This window comes from Micromonospora sp. WMMA1363, assembly GCF_030345795.1.
Lineage (GTDB): Bacteria > Actinomycetota > Actinomycetes > Mycobacteriales > Micromonosporaceae > Micromonospora.
Window position 1 is genome coordinate 3,367,476 of sequence record NZ_JAUALB010000001.1, and the last position, 24,469, is coordinate 3,391,944.

Genomic DNA, 24,469 nt, shown 5'->3' on the forward strand with positions numbered 1-24,469 from the left:
ACCCGCGAGGTCCGGAGAAACCCGCGAGGTCCGGAGAAACCCGCGAGGTCCGCGGGAGAGCGGCACCATGGAAGCCCTTCCACCACTCCAGGCGATGATCGGGGGCCTTCCTACCGCGGATAGGGTCGGGTGCGATGGGTGAGACGGTGGTTGTCAAGGGGCTGGGCGCCGGACACGGGGAGCGGCAGCTGTTCTCGGGATTGGACCTGGTGGTCGGTCCCGGGGACGTGGTCGGGCTGGTCGGGCCGAACGGCGCGGGCAAGTCGACGCTGCTGCGTGTCCTCGCCGGGCTGCTGCCGGCGGAGGCCGGGACTGTCACGCTGAGCCCGCCCACCGCGACCGTCGGGCACCTGCCGCAGGAACCCGAGCGGCGGGCCGGCGAGCGTGTCCGCGACTTCCTCTCCCGGCGGACCGGGGTGGCCGGAGCACAGGCTGACCTGGATGCGGCCACGGAAGCGCTGAGTGCCGGCGCACCCGGCGCCGACGACGCCTACACCGAGGCGCTGGACCGCTGGCTCGCCCTCGGCGGCGCGGACCTGGACGACCGTGCTGAGCAGGTCGCCGCCGATCTCGGCCTCGCCGTCTCCCTCGACGCGGAGATGACCGGCCTCTCCGGCGGTCAGGCCGCCCGGGCGGGCCTGGCGTCGCTGCTGCTCAGCCGGTACGACGTCTTCCTCCTCGACGAGCCGACCAACGACCTCGACCTGGCCGGGCTGGAGCGGCTCGAGCAGTTCGTCACCGGGCTGCGCGCCGGCACGGTGCTGGTCAGCCACGACCGGGAGTTCCTGACCCGCACGGTGACCCGGGTGCTGGAGCTGGACCTGCACCAAGGCCAGATCAACCACTACGGCGGTGGCTACACCGCGTACCTGGAGGAGCGGGAGGTGGCGCGGCGACACGCCCGCGCTGACTACGAGGAGTTTGCGCAGACCCGCGCCGAGCTGGAGGCACGGGCGCGGACGCAGCGGTCGTGGATGGAGAAGGGCGTCCGCAACGCCCGCCGGAAGGCGACCGACAACGACAAGATCGGCCGCAGGTTCCGCTCCGAGTCGACCGAGAAGCAGGCGGCCAAGGCCCGGCAGACCGAGCGGCTGATCGAACGGCTGGAGACGGTCGAGGAGCCGCGCAAGGAGTGGGAACTGCGGATGGAGATCGCCGCCGCTCCCCGCGCCGGCGCGGTCGTGGCCACGCTCCACGAGGCGGTGGTACGCCGTGGCGCCTTCACCCTCGGACCGGTGAACCTCCAGATCGACTGGGCCGACCGAGTGGCCGTCACCGGCGCGAACGGGTCCGGTAAGTCGACCCTGCTGGCCGCCTTGCTGGGCCGGCTGCCGCTGGACGCCGGACGGTCGTCGCTCGGGCCTGGTGTCGTCGTCGGCGAGGTGGACCAGGCGCGCGGCCTCTTCCTCGGCGAGGTACCACTGCTCAACGCGTTCCGGCTGGCCGTACCCGACCTGTCGCCGGCGGACGCGCGGACCCTGCTGGCCAAGTTCGGCCTGCGCGCGGCGCACGTGCTGCGGCCGGCGGCGACCCTCTCCCCCGGCGAACGCACCCGGGCGGCGCTGGCGCTGTTGCAGGGACGCGGGGTGAACCTGCTGGTGCTCGACGAGCCGACCAACCACCTCGACCTGCCGGCGATCGAGCAGTTGGAGTCCGCGCTGGCCAGCTACCCGGGGACGCTGCTGCTGGTCACCCACGACCGGCGGATGCTCGACGCGGTCAGCGTCAACCGGCGGCTGCGCGTGACGGCCGGCCGGATCGCCGAGGACTGATCCACCGGAGGCTGGCCGTACGGGCGGGGCATACCGGGCGGGGATGTGGGTAACGGGCGGCCGGAGGTGGGCCGATGGTCGCGTTGGTGATGACCCAGTCCTCGGCCGAGCGGCTGCGGGCGGTCGACGAGTTTCTCGCCGAGGCGTGGACGGATCAGGCCCGGCACGACGACCGCCTGCGGGACCTCGCCGTCGAGGTGCGCTTCGACCGGGGCGTGGCCCACCTGACCGGGGAGGTCGGCGAGCCGGACGACCTGCGTCTGGTGCGGGACCGTGTCGGCCGGCTCGCCGGCGTCCTGGCGGTGTGGTGTCGGGTCCGCGTCGGCGGACGGGATCCGGTGGTCGTCGACCTGGGCTGCGGGGCAACCAAGCAGTGGCCGGGCAACCTGGGACTGGACATCTTCCCGGCGCTGGGCGTAGACGCCGTCGCGGATCTGTCGAGCACGCTGCCGCTGGCCGACGACTCGGTGGACGTGCTCTTCACCGTCCACATCCTGGAGCACCTGATCGACTTCCTGCCGCTGGTCGACGAGGCGCACCGGGTGCTGCGGCCGGGCGGCGTCCTGCACGTGATGAGCCCCTGGTGGGGGCATGTCAACGCGGTCGCCGACCCTACCCACGTCCGGCTGCTCGACGTCCAGACCATCAAGGGCATCTGCTTCCTGCGTCCCCCGGGTGCGCCGCGCTGGTACCCGCTGCACACCGGCTGCGACGGCGCCAGCATCTTCGCCGATCTCACCCCTCTGCTCCCCGACGCCGAGCCGCCACGCCCCGCCCACCTGGCCCGCTTCTTCACCTGACACCGCCCACCCGCCGCCGCGTCGACCACCGGGGTTTGCCGGCGGCCTCTCCCGCGTCTTTCCGCCACCCCCGCCCGCGTCGATCGGAGAGTTCCCGGCCCGGGAGCGCGTCCGCCGGCAGGGGCTGGACCGGCCGGCGGGGACGGGCGCGAGGCGGAACAGCCCGCTGCTCAGCCGCGCTCCGGGTGCGTGGCGGACGCACCGGTGGGCTGGCCGGTGGCGGGCCGGGCGGCACCAACGACGAACCTGGTCGAATCCGCCGCCAGGTCTGGGTGCTCGACGTCGAGCGCCAGCGCCGCCGCCTCCTCCAGCCCCAACGCCACGCCCTCGGCGTACGCGCCGTCGAAGGCCCCATCGCCCACCACCTGGCGGACCTCCCCCTGCCGCTGCGTCCAGTACGCGCCGTAGATCCCCGGCGAGGAACGCAGCCGCGCCCGCGTCGCCTGCGCCGCGCCGAAGAGCCGCGCGGCGGTCAGCGGGTCCCCCCCGGCGGCGCACCGCACCGCGATCGCGTGCAGCGTGTCGCAGGCACGCCCGTGGAAACCGTGGGCCATCCGGGAGCGGAACGCCACCAACAGGTGCTCGTGCGCCGCGATCAGATCCCCTCGGCCCAGCGCGACCAGACCCAGCAGCATGTCGACCGAGCGGCGCCCGCGCTCCACCGGGCGAGCCGCCTCCACCGGGCGGGCCGCACCGAGCAACTCGGCCGCCTCGTCCAGCGCGCCCCGCCGCCAGAGCAGGTCGGCGAGGCTGAACACGGCGAACAGGGCGTCCCCCAACACGTCCTGCCGGTGCGCCCAGTCGATCACCTCCTGGCACACCCGCTCGGCCTCGGCGAACTGTCCCATGTCGACCAGCGGAGCAGCCCGACCGGCCAGGACCCGGGCCAACAGGCCGGCGTCCCCGGCCTGCCGCGCCGCCTCCTCCGCCCGCTGCGAGAAACGCAGTTCCTCGGCGAACTCACCGTCGGCGCCGGCGTGCAGCGAATGCATGTGGTACGCCGCCGCCAGGTCCGCCTCCGGGATCCGCTCCCCCGTCTCGGCGATGCGTCCGTACAGGCGGGACAACCAGAGCCGACCCTCCCGGGCCAACCCCCGCTCCCGCCACCACTCGTCCAGCCCGCCGGCCAGGCCGAGCCCCGCCCGGGCACTGCCGCCGTTGGCGCACCACCGCAGCGCGGCACGCAGCTCTCCGGCCAGCGGGTCGAGCGCGTACAGCGAGAGGGTGACCGGCTGGCCCTCCGGGCCGAGGTGCACCCGCTGGAGCGCGTGGGCGGACCAGGCCACGTGCCGGTTGCGCGCGGCCCGCTCCTCCCCCGCCTGCACCAGCCGTCGGGCCGCGTAGGCACGGATCGGGTCGAGCATCCGGTAGGTGCAGCCGGAGGCGTGCGGCTCCGCCAGCACCATCGACTTGTCCACCAGCACCGACAGCGGGTCGAGCGGGTCGTCCCCGAGCAGCCAGGTCACGGTCGGCAGGTCCACCGGCCCGGCGAAGACCGCCAGCCAGCGCAGCAGGCGGGCGGCGCGCGGCCCGAGCGTCCGGTATGACCAGGTGACGGTGGCCTGCATGGTGAGGTGCCGCTCCACGGCCGACCGCTGCACCGCCCGGACGGCCGGGCTGGGCGGACTCGCCCCGGCCGCCGCCGCGACCAGATCCACGGTGTCCTGCTGGTTGCCTGCCCACCCGGGGGCGGCCGGCGACGGCTCGTGGTCCCGGCCCGCGTCGAGGGTGCCGAGTACGTCGTCGAGGCGTTCGGCGAGCTGCCCGACGGAGAGCACCCGCAGCCGGGCCGCGGCCAGCTCGATGGCGAGCGGCAGGCCGTCCAGCCGCCGCACCACCCGGCGCAGGTCCGCCGACTCCTCGGGGGCGGGCGGCAGCCCGCCCCGGGCCGCGGCCGTCCGATCCAGCAGCAGGGCGACCGCGTCGCTCTCCACGCCGTCGGCGGACGGGTCGACCGACAGTGGGGGAATCCGCCACACCACCTCACCGGGCAACCCGAACGACTCCCGGCTGGTGGCGAGCACCCGCACCCCCGTGCCACCGGCGAGCAGCCGGGAGATCACCTCGGCCGATGCCGCCGGCTGGGCGTCACAGGTGTCCAGGAGAACGAGCATCCGGCGGGCGGCCACGTACTCCACCAGGGTGTCCACCATCGGGCGACCGGGCTCCGGGCGGAGGCCCAGCACGGCGGCTACGGAGAATGCCACCAACCCCGGATCGGTGACGGTGGCGACGTCGACGAACCAGGCCCCGTCCGGATAGGACTCCACCAGGTCGGCGGCGAGTTCCACGGCGAGTCGGGTCTTGCCGGCTCCCCCCGCGCCCAGCACCGTGACCAGCCGGTGCCCGTCCACCAGCCGCCGCAGCTCAGCCCGTTCGTCCTGTCGGCCGACGAACGAGGTGACCTGGGTCGGCAGGTTGTGTGTCACCGTGTCGGCGGTACGCGGCCGTGGAAACTGCCGCTCCAGGCCCGGGGCGACCAGTTGGAACAGCCGCTCCCGGCCGTCGAAGCCGCGCAGCCGGTGCAGGCCCAGGTCGAGCAGGGACGCTCCGGAGGGCAACGGGTCGGCGTGCCGCGCGGTCGTCGCGGAGCAGAGCACCTGCCCGCCGTGAGCGGCGGCGGTGACCCGGGCGGCCCGGTGCACCTCTGGAGTCGCGTACTCGCCGTCGCGCGGCTCGGCCCACCCGGTGTGCAGACCCATCCGCACCCGGGGCGCCGCCTCCCCGGCGGGCCAGTCGTGGCCGGCCAGGGCCCGCTGGGCGGTCAGGCAGGCGGTCAGCGCGGCGGACGCGTCCCCGAAGGCCAGGAAGAACGAGTCCCCCTCGGTGAGCAGCTCGGCGCCCTCGGTGGCGGCGATGGTCCGGCGCAGCAGCCGCCGATGTTCCCACAGCACCCGCCGGTAGTCGGCCCCGAGTAACTGGGCCAGCCTGGTCGAGCCCTCGATGTCGGTGAAGACGAAGGTCACCCACCCGGTCGGGAGGTGGATCCGTGGCGACATGCGTGGAACCTCCGCCCCGTGACGTACGGTTCATGCTGCCCGAACACAGGCCGTTACGCATCGTGAGAACGGCCGGCCCGGCTCCGCCCCAACGTGCCACTGCGGCTCCGCGCCGGCAAGCACGGCGGCCCGGGGCTGCCGGACGGGGCTCGGCTCAGCAACCGCAGCCACCGCCGCAGCAGCCGCCGCCCCTCGGCGTCGACCCACCCGGGCCACCGCGGCCGGTCACCGCCACCGTGGACAGCAGCTTCACCGTGTCGTCGTGCCCCAGTGGGCAGGGCGCGGGCTCGGCGGCGCGGGCCATCGGACGGTTGACCTCGAAGGTGTCACCGCAGGCGCGGCAACGGAACTCGTACCGGGGCATGACACAAGCGTACGACCGCTCCCGACGCCGTCCGGGGCATGGGTGATACTCGACGGGTGGTGGACGGCAAGGATACGACGACCCTTCGGCCCCTCCGACCGGCCGCGCCGTCCGACGGGCCGCCCGCGGAGTCGGGCGCAGCCCCCGAGGCACCGGCCATGTCGGTGCCTCGTCCCCGGCGACCGTGGCTGCGACCGCAGACGCCACCCACCGACGATGCGCCGAGGCGGAGCACCGGCCAGCCGGCACGGCAGGATGAGCCGCAGGACCGGCACAAGCCGGACGACCGGCACGGGCCGGCGAGGGCCGACGACGACCCGGCCGCGACCCGCGTCGACCCACCGACCAGGACCCGCCCGGCCGCCCCCGACAAGCCAGCGGGAGCCCGGCGACGGCGGATCCCGTTCGCGCACGCCGTACGCACGCCGCCGGGGCGGGTGGCGGCCGGTGCCGCCCGAGCGGCCCGCGACTGGTCGCGGCGCCCGAGCGGCCGGCTGACCCTGCCCGGCGTCTTCCTGCTGTTCCTGGTCGCCGCGACCGCCGCGGCCGGCGGCCTGCTGGTGCCCGCGGCCCTAAGCTCCCGACCGGTCGCCGTCGACGCCTCCGCCAGTGCGCCGGCGACCGCCGTGGACCCGGCCCTGGGGGCGGGCGCGGCGGTGCCCACCCCCACCGTGCCGCCGCCCGGCGGCCCCTCGGTCGCGGCACCCACCGGCGGTGCGGTCCTCGTCCCCACGTCCGGCACCGGCCGGCCCGCCGACGCCCTCGCCGCCTGGGCCGCCCAGGTCGGCCCGAAGGTGGGCATCGACCCGGTGGCCGTGCAGGCGTACGGCTACGCCGAGCTGGTCCTCGCCCAGACCAACCGCAGCTGCGGGCTGAGCTGGACCACGCTGGCCGCGATCGGGCACGTCGAGTCCGCACACGGGCAGGCCAACGGCGCCCGGCTCGGCCCCGACGGCCGGGCCGCCCCCGAGATCATCGGTCTTCCGCTGGACGGGCAGGACGGCCGGATGCTGATCCGCGACACCGACGGCGGGCAGCTCGACCGGGACACGACCTACGACAGGGCGATCGGGCCGATGCAGTTCATCCCGACCACCTGGCAGGAGGTCGGCGCCGACGCGGACAACGACGGCCGCAAGGACCCGCACGACATCGACGACGCCGCTTTGGCCGCCGCGAGCTACCTGTGCAAGAACGGCCGGAACCTGACCATCGCCGGTGACTGGTGGAACGCCATCCTGTCGTACAACGACGTCCGGCGGTACGCGCAGGATGTCTTCGACAAGGCCAACCAGTACGGTCAGGCCAGCCGTACGTGAAGTGATCGTCCGCATACATTGGAGAACTGGACACTTCCCCCCGGCAGCCGTTGGCGGCAAGCTAGACGGGTGATGGTGCGCGAGTGGGACCCCAGGACCGCGTCGTCCGCCGAGATCGCGTCGCTGCTGGACACGCTGAACGCGGTCTTCGCGGCCGACCTTCCGCGTGATCCGCCGTGGCGGGAGAGTTCCCTGCGGGAATACCTGGCCGAGGTGATGCCGGGTGAACGACGGCTCTCCTGGATCGCGCAGGCCGAGCCGGCCGCCGACGGCACCCCGGGGGCGATCCTGGGACACATTCACGTGCTGCTACTCGGCGACATCGGCGTGCTGGAGGTGCTGGTGCACCCGTCCGCGCGCCGCGGTGGCCTCGGCCGTCACCTGGTCCTGACCGCCGCCCGCCGGGTCTACCAGGAGGGATTCCAGTCGATCGGCGTGGAGGTGGTCGGCGACACGCCGGCTGTGGGCTTCTACCAGGCGCTCGGCTTCGCCCGGGAGTACGTCGAGACCCGCAGCGTGCTCGACCTGTCCGCGGTGGACTGGGCGGAACTGGGCGAGATGGCCGGCGGCGTCGGCGCGGGCTACCACCTGGAGTTCCACCCCGGCGGGCCACCCGACCATCTGATCGAGGCGTACGCGCGGGCCAAGGCAGAGCTCCGCGACATCGAGGACGGCGAGCTGCGCCCCAGCTCGTACGACCCGCAGCGGCTGCGCGACAGCCTGGACTGCCTGCACCGGCGGGGCATGAAGCCGTACATCGTGCTCACGCTGCACGAGCAGACCGGTGAGGTGGCCGGGCTGACCGAGGTGGTCGTCCCGGCGCAGCACCCGACGCGGGCCGACCAGTACGACACGATCGTCGTCCAGGACCACCGTGGTTACGGCATCGACCGGGCGATCAAGGCGCGCATGCTGCAGGAGTTGCGCGCGGCCGAGCCGCAGCTCACCGAGGTGCAGACCTGGAACGCCCAGGCCAACGAGGCGATGCTCAAGGTGAACGCCGAGCTGGGGTACCGCCCCGACCGCGAGTGGTGCGAGTACAGCGTCGACGTGGCCGACCTGGTGCACCGGCTCGACCCCACCCGCTGAGAAAAGTTCACTGGGCCGTACGTTCGAGGATGGACGGCGGTCAACAGCGCGTCTTAGCGTACGTTGGTTCCCGTCCACCCACCGTGGAGGCCCCATGCGCCCGCGCCGCACCCTCGCCGCGCTCGCGACCGCCACCGCCGCCGCCGTGACCGTCACGGCCGTCGGCGTCGCGCCCACCGCGGCCAGCGCCGCGCCCACCGACCTGTTCATTTCGGAGTATGTCGAAGGCTCGTCGAACAACAAGGCGATCGAGCTCTTCAACGGCACCGGCACGCCGGTAGACCTGGCCGCCGGCGGTTACCAGCTCCAGGTGTACTTCAACGGTTCCACCTCGCCGACGACCTTCGCACTGGGCGGCACGGTAGTGGCCGGCGACGTCTTCGTCTTCGCCCACTCGTCGGCGAACGCCACGATCCTCGCCCAGGCTGACCAGACCACCGGCGCCGGCCTGTTCAACGGCGACGACGCGGTCGTGCTGCGGCGCGGTGACAGTGTGCTCGACTCGATCGGCCAGGTGGGCGTCGACCCAGGATCCCAATGGGGCACCGGGGCGACCAGTACCGCGAACAGCACACTGCGCCGCCTCGGCGGCGTCACCGCGGGCGACACCGACCCCACCGACGCCTTCGACCCGGCCACCCAGTGGGCGGGCTTTGCGGTCGACACCGTCGACGGGCTGGGCGCGCACACCGTCGACGGGGGCGGCCCGGTCGACGCGCCGGCCACCGTCACCTGCGGCGCCGCCCTGGTCACCCCGGCCGGCACCGCGGCGGCCCGTGAGGTCACCGCCACCGACCCCGACGACCGGATCGTCGACCTGGCGGTCACGTCCGTCACCCCGGCACCGGACACCGGCTCGATCAGCCGTACGGCCGTCACCCCGGCCGATGCGGTCGGCGGCACCGCGCGGGCGACGGTCACCGCCAGCGCCGACCTGGCCGCCGGGGCGTACACCGTGGTGCTGACCGCGACCGACGCGGACGGCGCCACCGCCACCTGCGCGTTGGCGGTGCAGGTGGCCAGGGAGTTGGCCGTCGGCGAGGTACAGGGCCCGACCACCGACGGCGAGTCCGGCCCGGCTGACCGTTCCCCGCTCGCACCGGCCAGCGGCAACGGCACGAGTGGCACGCTGTACGACGTCCGCGGCGTGATCACCCAACGCACTCTGGCCCGGGACTCGTCGGGCCGGGACCAGCACGGCTTCTTCCTGCAGAGCCGCGCCGACGCCGCCGACGGCGACCCGACCAGTTCCGACGGCATCTTCGTCTTCATGGGCTCGTTCACGTCGCTGATCGGCGGCTACGTACCCACCGTCGGGGACGAGGTGGTGCTCCGCGCCCGGGTCTCCGAGTACTACAACATGACCCAGCTCTCCAGCGCCTCGCTGGTCCGCAGGCTCGCCACCGGTCTCGACGTGGACAGCGTGGTGGCGGTGACCGACGCGGTCCCGCCGGCCGATCTGGCGGACGCGCAGCGCTTCTGGGAGCGGCACGAGGGGGCCCGGCTCCGGATCCGCTCGGGCAGCGCCGCGGTCAGCGGACGGAACGTCTTCGCCTCCACGGCCGACGCCGAGACCTGGGTCGTCGACCGGGACGACCCGCTGCTCGACCGCGCCGACCGGTACGCCCGGCGGGTGTTCCGCGACGCGCACCCGCTGGACAACGACCCGACCCGCACCTTCGACGACGGCAACGGCCAGCGGATCATGTTGGGCAGCATGGGCGTCAAGGCCGCGGCCGGTGACAACACGGCGCTGCTGCCGCCGGCGCGCACCTTCGACACCCTGACCGGCGACGCGGTGGGTGGCCTGTACTACTCCTACGCGAAGTACGGCGTCCAGGTCGAGGCCGCCACCTTCGCCGGCGGAGCCGACCCGGCGAAGAACCACCCGCCGCAGCCGGCGAAGCGGTCGACGGAGTTCGCGGTCGCGACCTACAACGTGGAAAACCTGTACGACTTCCGCGACGACCCGTTCGACGGCTGCGACTTCGCCGGCAACGCCGGCTGCGCCGGGGTCCGCCCGCCGTTCAACTACGTGCCGGGCAGCGAGCAGGAGTACCAGGAGCAGCTGACCGCGCTCGCCGACCAGATCACCACCGACCTGCACTCGCCCGACCTGATCCTCGTCCAGGAGGCAGAGGACCAGGACATCTGCACCGTCGACGGCACGGCGCTGGTCTGCGGTGCCACGGACGACGCCGACGGCGCCCCGGACACCCTCCAGGAGCTGGCGCTGACCATCGCGGCGAACGGCGGCCCGGCATACCTGGCCGCCTACGACCGCACCGGCGCGGACGCCCGGGGCATCACGTCGGCGTTCCTGTACCGCACCGACCGGGTCGCGCTGGCCAAGGCGACCGCCGACGACCCGCTGCTGGGCTCGTCGCCGGCCGTCGAGTACCGGTCGGCGGGGCTGCCGTCCAACGCGGACGTGCAAAACCCGAAGGCGCTCAACGCGCTGCTGCCGGCGGACGTCGACACCTCCACCGGCAAGGACGGTGACAACGTCTTCACCCGGGCGCCGCAGCTCGGCAGGTTCACGGTGGCCGCCGCGCCCGGTTCGAGGGAACGGTTCACCGTGTGGGCGGCGAGCAACCACTACTCGTCCGGCCCGGACCGCCGCGTCGGACAGCGCCGGGAGCAGGCCGCGTACGGGGCGGCGATCGTCACCGCGATCGAGGCGGCGGACCCGCACGCACGGGTGGTGTACGGCGGGGACCTGAACGTCTTCCCCCGCCCCGACGACCCGATCGCCACTGCCGCCGACCCCACCCCCTCCGACCAACTCGGCCCGCTGTACGACGCCGGACTACGCAACCTCTGGGAGGACCTGCTCGCCGACGCGCCGTCGTCCGCGTACTCGTACAGCTTCGAGGGGCAGGCGCAGACCCTGGACCACCTCTTCGTGAACGAGGCGCTGCACGGCGACCTGGTGCGAATGCGGGCCGCGCACATCAACGCCGACTGGCCGGCCGAGCATGCCGGGGACGGCACCCGCGGCTCCAGCGACCACGATCCGCAGGTGGCCCGGTTCCGTTCCCGCGCGTCGCTGGCGGTGGCGGACGCGTCGGTGGTCGAGGGCGATCGGGGCACCACCCAGCTCGCCTTCCCGGTCACCGTCTCCCGGCCGTTGTCCCAGCCGGTCCTGGTCTGCGCCGCCAGCTACGGCACGACGGCTCGGGCCGGCTCCGACTACCGGCCGTACGTCGGCTGCCAGCGCCTGGCGGCCGGCCAGACGACCCTCACCTTTGCGGTGACCGTGCGCGGTGACCGCAAGCGGGAGGCCGACGAAAGGGTGACGCTGCTGGTGGCCGGCGTGCCGGGGCTCCGCCTCGCCGACCCGCTCGGCACCGGCACCATCGTCAACGACGACTGACCTCGTCCGCTCCGCGACGGCCCGTCGGCCAGGCCCCGCCTGGCCGGCGGGCCGTCAGCCGTGCCGGTGGCCCCCCACCTGCCCCACCGACGTTGCTCCGCTTCGACCGGCGCGGGCCGGCCGCCGCCCCAGCGCGGGCCAGCCGACGGACCAGCACGGGCCGGCCGGCTGGCGATGTCAGTAGCGCTGGCGGAGCAGTCGGGCGGCCTCGACCGCCCAGTAGGTGAGGATGATCTGCGCGCCGGCGCGGCGGATCGAGGTGAGCGTCTCCAGCATCACCCGCTCGCGGTCGATCCAGCCGTTCGCGGCGGCCGCCTCGACCATCGCGTACTCGCCGGAGACCTGGTACGCGGCGACCGGGACGTCCACCGCGGCCCGGACCGCCGACACCAGGTCGAGGTACGGCAGCGCCGGTTTGACCATCACGATGTCGGCCCCCTCGGCGACGTCCAGCTCGACCTCGCGGAGCGACTCCCGCAGGTTCGCCGGGTCCTGCTGGTAGGTGCGGCGGTCCCCTTCCAGCGCCGACTCGACGGCGTCCCGGAAGGGGCCGTAGAAGGCGGAGGCATACTTCGCCGCGTACGCCAGGACGGCCACGTCCTGGTGGCCGGCGGCGTCGAGGGCCCGCCGGACCACGCCGACCTGGCCGTCCATCATCCCGGACGGGCCGACCATGCCGACCCCGGCTTCGGCCTGCGCCACCGCCATCTCGGCGTACGCGGCGAGCGTGCCGTCGTTGTCCACCGTGCCGTCCGGGGCGAGCAGGCCGCAATGCCCGTGCGAGGTGAACTCGTCCAGGCAGAGGTCGCTCATCACCACGGTGGCGTCGCCCACCTCGGACGTCACGTCCCGAATGGCGACGTTGAGGATGCCGTTCGGGTCGGTTCCGCCCGAGCCGCGCTCGTCCCGCGACTCCGGCACGCCGAAGAGCATGATCCCACCGACCCCGGCCTGGACCGCCTCGGCCGCGGCCTTTCGCAGCGAGTCCCGGGAGTGCTGGAGCACCCCCGGGAGCGACGCCACGGCGCGCGGCTCGGTCAGCCCCTCCTTGACGAACATCGGCACGACCAGCTCGGCCGGGTCGACGCGTGTCTCGGAGACCAGCCGCCGCACGGCGGCGTTGCGGCGCAGCCGGCGGGGCCGGATCTCGGGATACGGCACGGGAGCCTCCTGCTCAGCGGAACCTCAGGGCGGTCGGCCCCTGCACCTTCGAGCCGCGGCGCTGCTTCGCCGGCATGGCGGCGAGCTTCTCCCGCAGCTCGACGGCGTAGGCGGCCAGCGCCTCCACCAGGTCGGGGACCGAGGCGTGCGGCGGCTGCACGTCGACCCGCAGGCCGAACTCGGTGGCGGTCTCCGCCGTCTTGGGCCCGATGACTGCAACAACGGTACGCGCGTGCGGCTTCCCAGCGATACCGACCAGGTTCCGGACCGTGGACGACGAGGTGAAGAGCACCGCGTCGAACCCGCCCGACTTGATGGCGTCGCGGATCTCGGCCGGCGGCGGCGCCGCCCGGACCGTCCGGTACGCCGTCACGTCGTCGACCTCCCAGCCCCGCTCGGTGAGCCCGGCGGCGAGCGTCTCGGTGGCGATGTCGGCCCGCGGCAACAGCACCCGGCCGACCGGGTCGAGCACCTCGTCGTGCGGTGAGAACTCGGCGAGCAGCCCCTCCGAGGACTGCTCCCCGGACGGGATCAACTCCGGCTGGATGCCGAACGCTCGGACGGCGTCGGCGGTTGCCTCGCCGATGCAGGCGATCTTGACGCCACCGAAGTGTCGGGCGTCGAGGCCATGCTCCGCGAACTTCTCCCACACCGCCCGGACCGCGTTCACCGAGGTGAAGATAACCCAGGCGTACCGTCCGTCGACCAGGCCCTTGACCGCCCGCTCCATCTGGGCGGGGGTGCGCGGCGGCTCGACCGCGATCGTCGGCACCTCACACGGGATCGCCCCGTATGCCCGCAGCCGCGCGCTCATCGCGCCGGCCTGCTCCTTGGTCCGGGGGACGAGCACCTTCCAGCCGTACAGCGGGCGGTTCTCCCACCAGCTGAGCTTGTCCCGCTGGGGGACGCCGTCACCGACGGTGAGCACGACCCGGCCGGTGAACCCGAGCGCCGCCGCGACGAACGAGTCGACGGTTGACGTGGTGGTGTACTGGGTCTCGCCGGTGCCGTCGCCGGTCACCGCGACAGCGGTGGCGCCGTCCATCCCGGCGGCGAGCAGCCCGTCCCGGAGCACGGCGAGGTCGCCGGCGTCCACCGCCAGCGCCAGCGGTCCCCGGGCGACGACGGCGGCCAGCGCCTCGAAGTCCAGCGTGGTGACGTCTTCGACGTCGGCCGCCGTGCGTACGCCCGGCAGCGGCACGCCCGCGTAGGTGGCCACGCCCTCGGCCTGCCCCACGCCCGGGACCACCTCGAAGTGCGCGGCGGTACGCGCGACCGCCTGCACCTCCTTGACCACGGAGTCGTGGCCGAACGGGTCACCGGCGACCAGGTGCACCGCGTTCAACCCGGAACGCGCCGCCGAGATGAGCACCTTCGCCACGTCTCCCGGCGCGCCCTCGGCCGGGGTGAACTGGGCGTCCTCCTTCGCCTCGGCACGGACGACGTCGAGCAGCGACTGGGGAACCCCCCGTCGTACACCACCTGGTCGGCGTCGACCAGGGCGTCGTGCGCCCGGCGGGTCAGCAGGCCCGGATCGCCGGGACCGGCCCCGACGAACGCGATACGGCCTACGGGCATACGGGTGCGGGTCATTCTGTGCTCCCAAATTGCTGGGTCCCCGGTCCGGGGTGTCCTTCCTGGCCGAGGATCGAGTCGGCGCCGAGGTCGAGGAGGTCGGCGGCCAGTGCCTTACCGATCTCCACCACGTCGGCGGGCGTTCCGGTGCGGGACAGTCGGAGGTCACGGGTGCCATCCGGGCTGGTCACCGCCCCGCGCAGGTAGATCTCTTCACCGGCGTCGCCCTCGGCGAGTTCGGCGTAGGCGGCGACCGGTGCGCTGCACCCGGCCTCCAGGGTGGCCAGCAGCGCCCGCTCCGCGACGACCGCGGCGCGGGACGGTGCGTGGTCGAGCACCGCGAGCAGCTCCACCAGGTCCGGGTCGTCGACCCGGCACTCCACGGCCAACGCCCCCTGTGCGGGCGCCGGCAGCATCAACATCGGATCGAGCGTTTCGGTGATCACGTCGGTCCGGCCCAGCCGGGCCAGCCCCGCCCGGGCCAGGACCACGGCGTCCAGGTCGGCCTCGGGCCCGAGTACCCGCGCCAGACGGGTGTCGACATTGCCCCGGATCGGCTGCACGTCCAGCTGCAACCCGAGCGCGTGCAGCTGGGCGATCCGCCGCAGCGCGCCGGTGCCGATCCGTGCGCCGGGCGGCAGCTCGGCGAGCGTACGGCCGTCCCGGGCGACGAGTGCGTCGCGCGGGTCCTGCCGGGGCGGGACCGCCGCGACGTGCAGGCCAGGGGCCGCCGCCGTGGGCAGATCCTTGTAGGAGTGCACGGCGACGTCGATGGTGCGGGCAGCCAGCGCGTCGCGCAGCGCCGACACGAACACGCCGACGCCGAGCCGGTGGACGGGGGCCGACGAGCGGTCCCCGGCGGTGACCACCTCGACCAATTCCACCGGGCGCCCGGTGGCGGCGGTCAGCGCCTCGGCAACGTGCCCGGACTGTGCCATCGCCAGGGCGCTGCCCCGGGTGCCGAGGCGTAGGGGGATGCTCATCGCTCACCTCCGGTGGGTGGCGCGTCGGTGGCGCCGTCGAGCGGCGGGACGGCCTCGGGTGCCATCACGTCGGGAACGGTGTCGACCGGTGAGGTCTGCGGTACCTGGAGGTCGAACAGCTCGCGCAGCAGTGCCGCGTACTGGTCGCCACCGGGCTCGGCGGCGAGCTGGCGGACCCGCACGGTCGGCTGGTGCAGCAGGCGCTGGACGACACGGTGCACCGTCCGGGCCACCTCGGACCGTTGCTCGTCGGTGAGGTCGGGACGACGCTGGGCGAGTCGGCGCAGCTCGGCGCCGACCACGTCGTCGGCGCGGCCCCGGAGGGCGGCCACGGTCGGTGCGACGTCGGTGCCCCGCAGCCAGGTGAGGAAGGTGTCGACCTCGCCGACGACGATCCGCTCCACGGCGGCGGCGTCGGTGGCGGCCGGACCGTCGGCGAGCATGGCCGCCATCCGGTCGATGTCGATCACCTCGACGCCGGACAGCTCGGCGACGCCGGGCCCGACGTCGCGCGGCACGGCCAGATCGAGCAGGACCAGTGGGCCGCGGGCCGGATCCCGGTCGGCGAGCGCCTGGGACACCACCTCGCGGGTGAGGACCGACTCCGTGGCGGCGGTGGCGGCCACTACGATGTCCACTGTGCAGAGTGTTGCGGTCAGCGCGGCCATCGGCGCGGCGGCGGCGCCGTACGACTCGGCCAGCCGCACCGCCCGGTCGGCGCCCCGGTTGGTCACGGTGACCGGCCCGGCGCCCAGCCGGGAGAGGGTCGCCACGCCCAGTGAGCCCATGGCCCCCGCCCCGACGACCAGCGCCGGGCGGCCGGTCAGATCGCCGTCGAGCAGTTCGGCGGCGAGGTCGAGCGCAGCGGTGACCACGCTCTGCCCGGCCCGGTCGATGCCGGTCTCGGAGTGAGCGCGCTTACCCACCCGCAGTGCCTGCTGCATCAGCTCGTGCAGCAACCGCCCGACGGTGTCGGCGCCGGAGGCCCAGTGGTACGCGTCCCGGAGCTGGCCGAGGATCTGCGCCTCGCCCACGACCATCGAGTCCAGGCCGGCCGCAACCCGGAAGACGTGGTCGACGGCGGCAGCGTCGAAGTGGACGTAGAGGTGGTTGGCGAGCGCCGCGGGCGGACAGCCGGCCTGCTCGGCCAGGACGGCGCAGATGTCGCCGAGGCCGCCGTGGAAGCCGGACACCGCGGCGTAGACCTCCACCCGGTTGCAGGTGGAGACGAGTACCGCCTCGGTGACGTACGGCTGCGCGACCAAGCGGTCCAGGGTGCGGGTGAGTTCGGCGGGCGCGACCGCGAGTTGTTCCAGTGCGGCGACCGGGGCGGTGCGGTAGGACGCGCCAACGACGAGGAGCTTCACGTGCCGATCGCCTCCTGTGGGTCGGTGACGGCGAGCGCGCCGGAAAGGGCGGTGAGGGTGGACCCGCCCGTGGCGGGGAGCGCGGTCAGGGACGCCTTGCGATGCTCGTGGAAGGACAGGATCTGCAGCTCGACGGCGAGGTCGACCTTGCGCACGTCGACCCCGTCCGGAACCGAGAGTACGCACGGCGCGAAGTTCAGGATGCTCGTCACACCGGCCGCGACCAGTTGATCGGCGACCCGCTGCGCGGCGCCGGCCGGGGTGGCGATCACGCCGATCGCGATCGACTCCTCGGCGGCGATCCGGGGTAGCTCGTCGACGTGCCGGACGACCAGGTCACTGATCTCCTCGCCGACGCGGGCCGGGTCGGCGTCGAAGAGCGCGGCGATGCGGAAGCCACGGGTGGCGAAACCGTCGTACCCGGCCAGGGCGTGACCGAGATTACCCACACCGACCAGCGCGACCGACCGGCGCTGGGTGAGCCCGAGCACGTACTCGATCTGGTCGATCAGCAGGGCCACGTCGTAGCCGACGCCTCGGGTGCCGTACGAGCCCAGGTGTGACAGGTCCTTGCGGAGCTTGGCGGAATTCACTCCGGCGGCGCTGGCCAGCCCCTCGCTCGACACCGTCTCGTGGCCGGTTTCGGCCAGGTTGTGCAGGGCACGGAGATACTCGGGGAGCCGTGCGACCGTCGCCTCGGGCAGGTCCGGCAGCGCGGGAACGGCGCCGGGGCGTTCGGGCGCGCCGGGGCGGTGCTGACTCATGCGACTCCGTGCGGTGCGATCCTGGGCCAACTCCGCCGGTCGGCCACTTCGGGACTCCCGCTGGCGACCGAGGTTGCCGGCTGTGCTAGCAGGGCGCGTCGGAACTACAGGGTAGGCGCTTGTGAAGACACGCACAAATCGCGATCTTGGTCGCCCACGACGCGGCTTCACCAGGCCCTCCATTCCGCAAGATCGATCCGGCCACCACCGCCGGCGCCGCTCGGCGATTATGGCTCAATTACGACTTCTCTGACCAATCACGCTTGGGCGCGTCGCGTGCCCGGCCGAGGGGTATGGCCAGCACCACCATCCGGAGACCGGCGTACGGGATGGGCCGGACGAGGATCGGCCCATAGCCTCACCGCATGGCCACCGCACCAACGACCACCGCGCCACCCCCCGCCAGCCCCGTGCACAGCCTCGTCCGACAGCTCATCCGCGACTCGGGCTACGTGCTGATCGGTCTGCCGCTCGCACTGGTCGGCTTCGTGCTGGCGGTGGTGGGGATCCCACTCGCCGCCGCCCTGCTGGTCACCACGCTCGGTCTACCGGTGCTCGCCGGTACGCTGTACGCGGCACGGGCCCTGGCCGACGTCGAGCGGCACCGGCTCCCCGCCGTGCTGCACCAGCCCCGGGTCCGCCCCGACTACCTGGTACCCGCCCCCGACGCGCGGTTCTGGCGCCGGGTCCTCGTGCCGATGCGTGACCCGCAGTCGTGGCTCGATCTGCTGCACGCCCTCGGCAAGCTGTTGGTGGCCCTGCCGACTTTCTCGGTGCTGGTCGTCTGGTGGGTGGCGGGTATCGCCGGCACCAGCTACGCGGCGTACGACCGGATGATCCCGCACAGCCCGGACAACCAGGACCTGAGCCAGCTCCTCGGAATGGGCGACGGGACCGCCGGCCGGGTGATCCTGAACACCGCCATCGGCGTGTTCTGTCTGTTCACCCTGCCGTTGGTGGCCCGTGGTTGTGCCCGGCTGCAGGCCGGACTGGCCCGTTCCCTGCTGACCGGCGTGGCCGAGATGCGCAACCGGATCAGCACGCTGGAGGAGCAGCGGCGCGCGGCCGTGTCGGCGGAGGCCAGCGCGCTGCGCCGGCTGGAACGCGACATCCACGACGGGCCGCAGCAGCGCCTGGTCCGGCTCGCGATGGACCTCAGCCGGGCGCGCGAGCAGCTCGCCGCCGACCCGAACGAGGCCCGCCGGACGCTGGACGAGGCCGTCGGCCAGACCCGGGACACCCTCGCCGAGCTGCGTGCCCTGTCCCGGGGCATCGCCCCGCCCGTCCTCGTCGACCGGGGCCTGCCCAGCGCCCTCGCCGCGCTGGCGGGGCGAGGGCTGATCCCCATCGAACTGCGGGTCGATCCGGCACTCGGGGTGCCGGAGGGGCGGCTCGACCCGGCGGTGGAGAGCACGGCGTACTTCGTCGTCGCCGAGGCGCTGGCCAACGTGGCGAAGCACAGCCGGGCCGCCGAGTGCCGGGTCACCGTGGAACGGGACGGACCGCTGCTGCGGGTCGACGTCACCGACGACGGTCAGGGCGGCGCGCACCTGGCCAAGGGCCACGGGCTGGCCGGCATAGCCGACCGGGTCCGGGCGGCCGGCGGCCGGCTCGCCGTGACGAGCCCAGCCGGTGGCCCCACCGAGGTACGCGCGGAGCTTCCTCGGTGACCAGCGACGGCCGGGCCGGTCCGCGCCGGGCCAACCGGACACCGCGACGTCCAGGCCAACCGGCCGACCGGCCAACCGGGCACCGAACGACCGGGCGAGGTCCCGCGGGAACGAGGTCTCCGTGGTAGACAACACGTCCATGCGAATCGTCATCGCCGACGACGCCGTCCTGCTCCGGGAAGGGCTGGTCCGGCTGCTCACCGAACGCGACCACCAGGTGGTGGCCGCCGTCGGCGACGGCCCCGCGCTGGTGGCGGCGGTGGCAGCCCACCGTCCGGACGCGTCGATCGTCGACGTCCGGATGCCTCCGTCGCACACCGACGAGGGGTTGCGGGCCTCGGTGGAGGCCCGTCGGCTGGTGCCCCGGACCCCCATCCTGGTGCTGTCCCAGTACGTCGAGGTGTCGTACGCCGACGACCTACTCGCCACCGGGTCCGGAATCGGCTACCTGCTCAAGGACCGGGTGGCCGCGATCGGCGAGTTCCTGGACGCGCTGGATCGGGTGGCGGCCGGCGGCACCGTCCTCGACCCCGAGGTGATCTCTCAGCTGTTCGCCCGCCGGCGCCGCGACGACCCGCTGCGCGGCCTGACCCCGCGCGAGCGCGAGGTGCTCGGCCTGATGGCCGAGGGCCACTCCAACACCGCGATCGCCCGCACCCTGGTGGTAACGGACGGTGCGGTGGAAAAACACGTCCGCAACATCTTCACCAAACTCGACCTGCCCCCGGACACGGAACAACACCGCCGGGTCCGCGCTGTCCTGACCTACCTCCGCACCTGACGCCCCACCCGAGACCTCTCTGGTCACGACGTTCTCGGACGCGTCGGGTCGCCGCAACCGCCGGATATTCGTGATCAGAATGAGGCGGTGCCGAGCACGCCGGCCAGGGCCACCGCCTCGGTGAGGGTGTCGGCCACCGGGTGGCCGGAGGCCTTCAGACGGGTGGGGTCGGTGAAGCCGCCGGTGTAGAGGACCGCGCGACCGCCGACCGACAACGCGGCGTCGGCGTCGTCGAGCGAGTCGCCGATCAGCACCACGTCCCGGCCGTCCATCCTCAGCTCAGCCAGGTGTTCGGTCAGCGACGCGGCCTTGCGGTCCCCACCGATCGTCGCCCGCAGCCCGTCGATCCGCAGGAAGCGACTTGTCAACCCGTGCGTGTCCACGGCCGGCACCAGTTCGTCGTGGAACCACATCGACAACAGCGACTGCCCGCCCGGCCAGGACGACATCGCCGCCACCGCGTCGTGCGCCAACACGCAGGTGGTCAGCCCGTCCCGGTACGCGTCGTGGAAGATTCGGTCGAGCCGCCCGAACGCCTCGTCGTCGACCGCCTGCCCGAGCACCTCCGCGTAGTAGTCCGCGATCGGCCGGCGGAACCGGACCCGGTGCTCGTCGGCGGTGATCCGTGGCCCACCGACACTGGCGAAGGCCGCGTTGGTGGACGAGACGACCAGGTCCAGGTCGTTGAGCAGAGTGCCGTTCCAGTCCCACACCAGGTGCGGGTGCGCGGGGGTCATCGCCGCACCCTACCGGTCGGCGGTCAGAGCTGCGGTTCGGTGAGGTCGTGCAGCAACCGCTCCTCCTCGACCCGCCAGTAGCCGTGCTCCTTGCCGTCGAGCAGCACCACCGGCAGTCGGTCGCCGTACTCCCGCTCCAGCTCGAGGTCGCCGGTCACGTCCTTCTCGACCCACTGGTCCCCGGTGACCGCCACCACCCGGTCCAGCGCTGCCTTCGCGTCCGTGCAGAGGTGGCAACCCGGTCGGGTGATCAGGGCGAGGCGAGGTTCACGCATCTGTCTCCTCCGTCGTACCGGTCAGGGCCGGCTCGCTGTCGGTCGGGGCCGCCGTCGGCGGCGGCGCGGGCGGCGCCGGCGACCGGAGCAGCCTCTTGCGGACCTTACCGATCGCCGAGTGCGGCAGCTCGTCGACGAACTCGACGCTGGTCGGGCACTTGAACCGGGCCAGGTTGCGGGCGCAGTGGGCGAGCAGTTCCGACACCGTCACCTCCCGGCCCGGTTTCAGAACCACGTACGCGTGGACAGTCTCGCCGGTCCGCGGGTACGGCACACCCAGTACGGCAGACTCCGCCACGCCCGGGTGCGCGGCGAGCACCAGTTCCACCTCGTGCGGGTAGACGTTGAAGCCGTTGACCAGGATCAGCTCGCCGATCCGGTCAACCAGGAACAGGTCCCCGTCGCCGTCGGCGTACGCCACGTCGCCGGTCGCCCACCAGCCCTCGGCGTCCGGCCCGCCCCGCCCGTCCGGCCAGTACCCGGAGAAGACGTTGGCCCCGCGAACCACGATCTGCCCGGGGTCGGTGCCCGGCACCGGGTCGGCGATGTCCAGCTCGTCGGCGTCGTCGTCAGGCACGGCGGCACCGTCCCGCCACAGGTCGGCCCCGTCCGCCGCGACCAGCCGCAACTCCACACCGGGTAGCGGGCGGCCGATCGAGCCGGGCTTTGCCTCCCCACCGACGAGGGTGGAGGTGAGCACCGGCGAGGTCTCCGTCAGCCCGTACCCGACGTGCGCCGCAAGCCCGGTCACCACGCCGAACCGCGCCGCGGCGGCCGGCTCCAGCGGCGCCGCGCCGCTGACGGCGACCCGCACCGTCGCCAGCGCCGCAGCGGCCGGCGCGGTGTCCGCCGTGGACCACGCCGCGATCATCGACGGTACGCCGACCAGCACGGTGACCCGGTGCCGGGCGATCTCGGCGAGCCCCAGGTCGGCCCCGAGGTCGTCGACCAGCACCCCCGTCGCCCCGTGGTGGACGACCGAGCCGAGCCCGGAGTTGAGCCCGTAGGCGTGAAACAGCGGCAGCGCGAGCAGCACGGTGTCGTCTGGACCCACCACGGCTGGCTCGATGCGTTCGAGCTGCTCATGGTTGGCCGCCAGGGCGCGGTGTGACAGCATCGCCCCCTTCGGCCGTCCCTCGGTGCCGGAGGTGTAGAGCAACACGGCGAGGTCCTCCCCGCCCCGAGCCGGGAATTCGCCGTCGCCGTCCGCTGCCGGAGGCGCGGACTGCACGACGACGAGCGCCGGCAGGTCGTCGACCACCTCGCCGATCCGGTCGCGCACCTGTCTGGTCCCGATCAGCACGGACGCGCCAGAGTCCGCCAGGATGTGCGCGAGTTCGCGGGCGGTGAGGGCCGGGTGACCGGCACGGCGATCAGTCCGGCACGCAGCGCGCCCAGGTAGCTCACCACGAAGTCCGGCGTGTTGCCGAGCGCGATCGCGACCCGGGGCGGGTGCCGGTCGGCGCCTACCGCCTGCGCCACCAACGCGTGTGCGCCAGCCGTCACTGCCGTGTCCAGTTCGGACCAGCTCAGCGTCGTCCCACGCCAGTGCAGCGCGGGCTGGCCGCCGTGGGCGACGGCAGCCCGGCGGAGGCGGTCGGCGAGGGTCGACGCGCTGCTTCGCGATGTGTCCTGCACGGTCGCCGAGTCTGGCACAGCCCGGCCGGCCCGGCTATGCCCGGAACCGGTACGGCCGACGACACCGAACTGCCCGCGGGCCCGTCACACACCGGCCGGGAGGCCCCGACGCGACGGATCGACGGACGCACGGACCGGACGGCACGCAACCGCCACGGCGACGTGTGGTGGTCCCAGCGACGGGACCAGCCGCCGACACGACCGGTGACACCTCTGGTCCCGCGCATAGGACACCTCGGAGGGGCCGACACGCCGATCCACCCTCGGCCGACCGGGTCGACCGGGTCGTCGGATCGGCCACATACGGCATCGCCCACCTGCGGATCCATTGCAGACCACCGGGAAACCCGAAAGTCAACCGCACACGACGGACAACCGGTCCGCCGGCTCCGCGACACCGCAGGAAATACTTCGGCCCTGTGTAACGGACTTGCCACGCGCGGGTGACGTTGGCCCTATCATCACTCGGGTCGGCTCACCCCATTTGCCGTGAGTCGACACCCCTCAGCCCCGAGGAGGCCCCCGTGCCCGTGAGCGCATTGGACCAGCACCTCAAGGGGGTCTGCCGCACGCCGGCACACCCCCGCACCGCCCTGCCCGACCATCGCGTACCCGGCGGGCCGGAGGTGGCCCGATGACAGCCTTCGGCTACGCGGACCGCCCGGTCGGCCTGACCGGCCCGGCGCCCCGGCCGGCGATGAACGAACGGCCGGCCGCCCGCGGCTCCGTCGAGGACACGGGCGGCCTCGCCGCCCGAACCGACAGCGGGTCGAACCGCCTGCGCAACCGCCCACACCACAACGAGCCACCAGCGAGACCGGCGGCCCCGGGCGGAAACGCCAAGCCGATCGGCGGCCGGGTCGCCACACCGGCCCGGCCGACGATGCCGGTGCAGGGCCGCCGGGCCGCCGACCCACCAGCCACCGCCGACTCCTCCACCGCGGAGACCGCGGTGCTGCCGGCGGTGCCCGCCGCCGAAACCGGCAACGCGACCGGGTTCCCCAGCCGCCCCGACCCGTCCGACCCGGCAACCGAGGTCTGGGCGCTGGTGGAGCGGGCGCAGGCCGGCGAAACCGAGGCGTTCGGGCTGATCTACGACCGCTACGTCGACACGGTGTTCCGGTTCATCTACTTCCGCGTGGGCAACCGCCAACTGGCGGAGGACCTCACCTCCGACACCTTCCTGCGTGCGCTCAAGCGGATCGGCAGCTTCACCTGGCAGGGCCGGGACCTCGGGGCGTGGCTGGTGACGATCGCCCGCAACCTGGTGGCGGACCACTTCAAGTCCGGCCGGTACCGGCTGGAGGTGACCACCGGCGACGTGCTCGACGCCGATCGGGAGGACCGGGGCCCGGAGGGCAGCCCGGAGGCGGCGGTGGTCGAACACATCACCAACGTCGCCCTACTCAGCGCCGTCAAACAGCTCAACCCGGAGCAACAGGAGTGCATCGTGCTCCGTTTCCTACAGGGCTTCTCGGTAGCGGAGACCGCGCGGGCGATGGGCAAGAACGAGGGCGCGATCAAGGCGCTGCAGTACCGAGCGGTACGGGCTCTGGCGCGGCTGCTGCCCGACGGCTTCCAACCGTGATCCGGGCGGCACAGGTCCGGCGACACCCTCAGCTCCACGCGGCTGGCCACCAGTGAGACCGATCACTTTCCGTAATTTCGCCCCCGCCGGCCCCGTAACCCGTGCCCGGCACGGCGCGTTTGTCCGGGTGCGACCGATGGCAGTCCCGGCGTCCTCCGGGTTTCTCAGCTCCGGCGACGCCGCCGGCCACGAGTTGCCCTGCGGTGTCCCG

18 protein-coding genes and 2 pseudogenes are annotated in these 24,469 nt (G+C 73.5%); 8 read left to right on the forward strand and 12 right to left on the reverse strand.

The window, feature by feature from the left end; all coding sequences use genetic code 11:
- Positions 1-134 precede the first annotated feature (134 nt).
- Entirely contained in the window at positions 135-1,772 is a 1,638-nt protein-coding gene (locus QTQ03_RS15575) for an ABC-F family ATP-binding cassette domain-containing protein (RefSeq protein ID WP_289278669.1), read from the forward strand.
- A gap of 74 nt (positions 1,773-1,846) precedes the next feature.
- Positions 1,847-2,572, forward strand: coding sequence for a methyltransferase domain-containing protein (locus QTQ03_RS15580; protein WP_289278670.1), 726 nt, complete (start codon positions 1,847-1,849; stop codon positions 2,570-2,572).
- A gap of 170 nt (positions 2,573-2,742) precedes the next feature.
- Here the strand turns inward: QTQ03_RS15580 and QTQ03_RS15585 are convergent, their stop codons facing one another.
- Both QTQ03_RS15585 and QTQ03_RS15590 read right to left on the reverse strand, forming a co-directional pair.
- The gene (locus QTQ03_RS15585; RefSeq protein ID WP_289278671.1) at positions 2,743-5,571 is read right to left on the reverse strand and encodes an ATP-binding protein; all 2,829 of its coding nucleotides are present in this window, start codon (positions 5,569-5,571) and stop codon (positions 2,743-2,745) included.
- A 154-nt stretch (positions 5,572-5,725) separates the two neighbouring features.
- Positions 5,726-5,935 carry an FmdB family zinc ribbon protein gene (locus tag QTQ03_RS15590; RefSeq protein WP_289278672.1) on the reverse strand — a complete coding sequence of 70 codons (210 nt, stop codon included), beginning with the start codon at positions 5,933-5,935 and terminating at the stop codon, positions 5,726-5,728.
- A gap of 56 nt (positions 5,936-5,991) precedes the next feature.
- On the opposite strand from QTQ03_RS15590, the gene QTQ03_RS15595 reads away from it, so the two are divergent.
- The 3 genes from QTQ03_RS15595 (at position 5,992) to QTQ03_RS15605 (ending at position 11,719) form a co-directional block, all read left to right on the forward strand.
- Complete coding sequence (locus tag QTQ03_RS15595) at positions 5,992-7,254, forward strand: lytic murein transglycosylase (RefSeq protein WP_289278673.1); 1,263 nt, start codon at positions 5,992-5,994, stop codon at positions 7,252-7,254.
- Positions 7,255-7,326: 72 nt separating this feature from the next.
- On the forward strand, positions 7,327-8,343 hold the full coding sequence (locus QTQ03_RS15600) for a GNAT family N-acetyltransferase (RefSeq protein ID WP_289280847.1): 1,017 nt from the start codon (positions 7,327-7,329) through the stop codon (positions 8,341-8,343).
- Positions 8,344-8,437: 94 nt separating this feature from the next.
- Entirely contained in the window at positions 8,438-11,719 is a 3,282-nt protein-coding gene (locus QTQ03_RS15605) for a lamin tail domain-containing protein (RefSeq protein ID WP_289278674.1), read from the forward strand.
- A 177-nt stretch (positions 11,720-11,896) separates the two neighbouring features.
- On the opposite strand, the gene hemB is transcribed toward QTQ03_RS15605, so the two are convergent.
- The 6 genes and pseudogenes from hemB to QTQ03_RS15630 form a co-directional block, all read right to left on the reverse strand.
- On the reverse strand, positions 11,897-12,880 hold the full coding sequence (gene hemB, locus QTQ03_RS15610; protein ID WP_289278675.1) for a porphobilinogen synthase: 984 nt from the start codon (positions 12,878-12,880) through the stop codon (positions 11,897-11,899).
- Positions 12,881-12,893: 13 nt separating this feature from the next.
- Positions 12,894-13,925 (reverse strand): uroporphyrinogen-III synthase, encoded by a 1,032-nt coding sequence (locus QTQ03_RS15615; protein WP_353890633.1) that lies wholly within the window; start codon positions 13,923-13,925, stop codon positions 12,894-12,896.
- Positions 13,908-14,473 (reverse strand): annotated as a pseudogene (locus QTQ03_RS30335) (SAM-dependent methyltransferase); the annotation flags it as partial. The pseudogene QTQ03_RS30335 and the gene QTQ03_RS15615, both read right to left, overlap by 18 nt.
- Positions 14,470-15,438 (reverse strand): hydroxymethylbilane synthase, encoded by a 969-nt coding sequence (gene hemC, locus QTQ03_RS15620; RefSeq protein ID WP_289278676.1) that lies wholly within the window; start codon positions 15,436-15,438, stop codon positions 14,470-14,472. The pseudogene QTQ03_RS30335 and the gene hemC, both read right to left, overlap by 4 nt.
- Positions 15,435-16,805, reverse strand: a complete 1,371-nt coding sequence (locus QTQ03_RS15625; protein WP_289278677.1) for a glutamyl-tRNA reductase — start codon at positions 16,803-16,805, stop codon at positions 15,435-15,437. The genes hemC and QTQ03_RS15625 overlap by 4 nt, the downstream gene beginning before the upstream one ends.
- Complete coding sequence (locus QTQ03_RS15630) at positions 16,802-17,569, reverse strand: redox-sensing transcriptional repressor Rex (RefSeq protein ID WP_289278678.1); 768 nt, start codon at positions 17,567-17,569, stop codon at positions 16,802-16,804. Before QTQ03_RS15630 ends, QTQ03_RS15625 begins: the two co-directional genes overlap by 4 nt.
- A gap of 365 nt (positions 17,570-17,934) precedes the next feature.
- Here QTQ03_RS15630 and QTQ03_RS15635 point away from each other — a divergent pair, with 365 nt between their 5' ends.
- Both QTQ03_RS15635 and QTQ03_RS15640 read left to right on the forward strand, forming a co-directional pair.
- On the forward strand, positions 17,935-19,239 hold the full coding sequence (locus QTQ03_RS15635; RefSeq protein ID WP_289278679.1) for a sensor histidine kinase: 1,305 nt from the start codon (positions 17,935-17,937) through the stop codon (positions 19,237-19,239).
- A gap of 139 nt (positions 19,240-19,378) precedes the next feature.
- Complete coding sequence (locus QTQ03_RS15640) at positions 19,379-20,020, forward strand: response regulator (protein WP_289280848.1); 642 nt, start codon at positions 19,379-19,381, stop codon at positions 20,018-20,020.
- A 74-nt stretch (positions 20,021-20,094) separates the two neighbouring features.
- Here the strand turns inward: QTQ03_RS15640 and QTQ03_RS15645 are convergent, their stop codons facing one another.
- The 4 genes and pseudogenes from QTQ03_RS15645 to QTQ03_RS30345 all read right to left on the reverse strand — a co-directional run.
- Complete coding sequence (locus QTQ03_RS15645; protein ID WP_289278680.1) at positions 20,095-20,757, reverse strand: HAD family hydrolase; 663 nt, start codon at positions 20,755-20,757, stop codon at positions 20,095-20,097.
- Positions 20,758-20,780: 23 nt separating this feature from the next.
- Complete coding sequence (locus QTQ03_RS15650; RefSeq protein ID WP_289278681.1) at positions 20,781-21,032, reverse strand: glutaredoxin family protein; 252 nt, start codon at positions 21,030-21,032, stop codon at positions 20,781-20,783.
- Positions 21,025-21,567 (reverse strand): AMP-binding enzyme, encoded by a 543-nt coding sequence (locus tag QTQ03_RS30340; RefSeq protein ID WP_353890634.1) that lies wholly within the window; start codon positions 21,565-21,567, stop codon positions 21,025-21,027. Before QTQ03_RS30340 ends, QTQ03_RS15650 begins: the two co-directional genes overlap by 8 nt.
- A pseudogene (locus QTQ03_RS30345) lies at positions 21,565-22,688 on the reverse strand (AMP-binding protein); the annotation flags it as partial. The pseudogene QTQ03_RS30345 and the gene QTQ03_RS30340, both read right to left, overlap by 3 nt.
- 616 nt (positions 22,689-23,304) lie before the next feature.
- Between QTQ03_RS30345 and QTQ03_RS15665 the strand changes: the two are divergent.
- Positions 23,305-24,258: an ECF subfamily RNA polymerase sigma factor, BldN family gene (locus QTQ03_RS15665; RefSeq protein WP_289278684.1), complete on the forward strand. Its 954-nt coding sequence runs from the start codon at positions 23,305-23,307 to the stop codon at positions 24,256-24,258.
- Positions 24,259-24,469 lie beyond the last annotated feature (211 nt).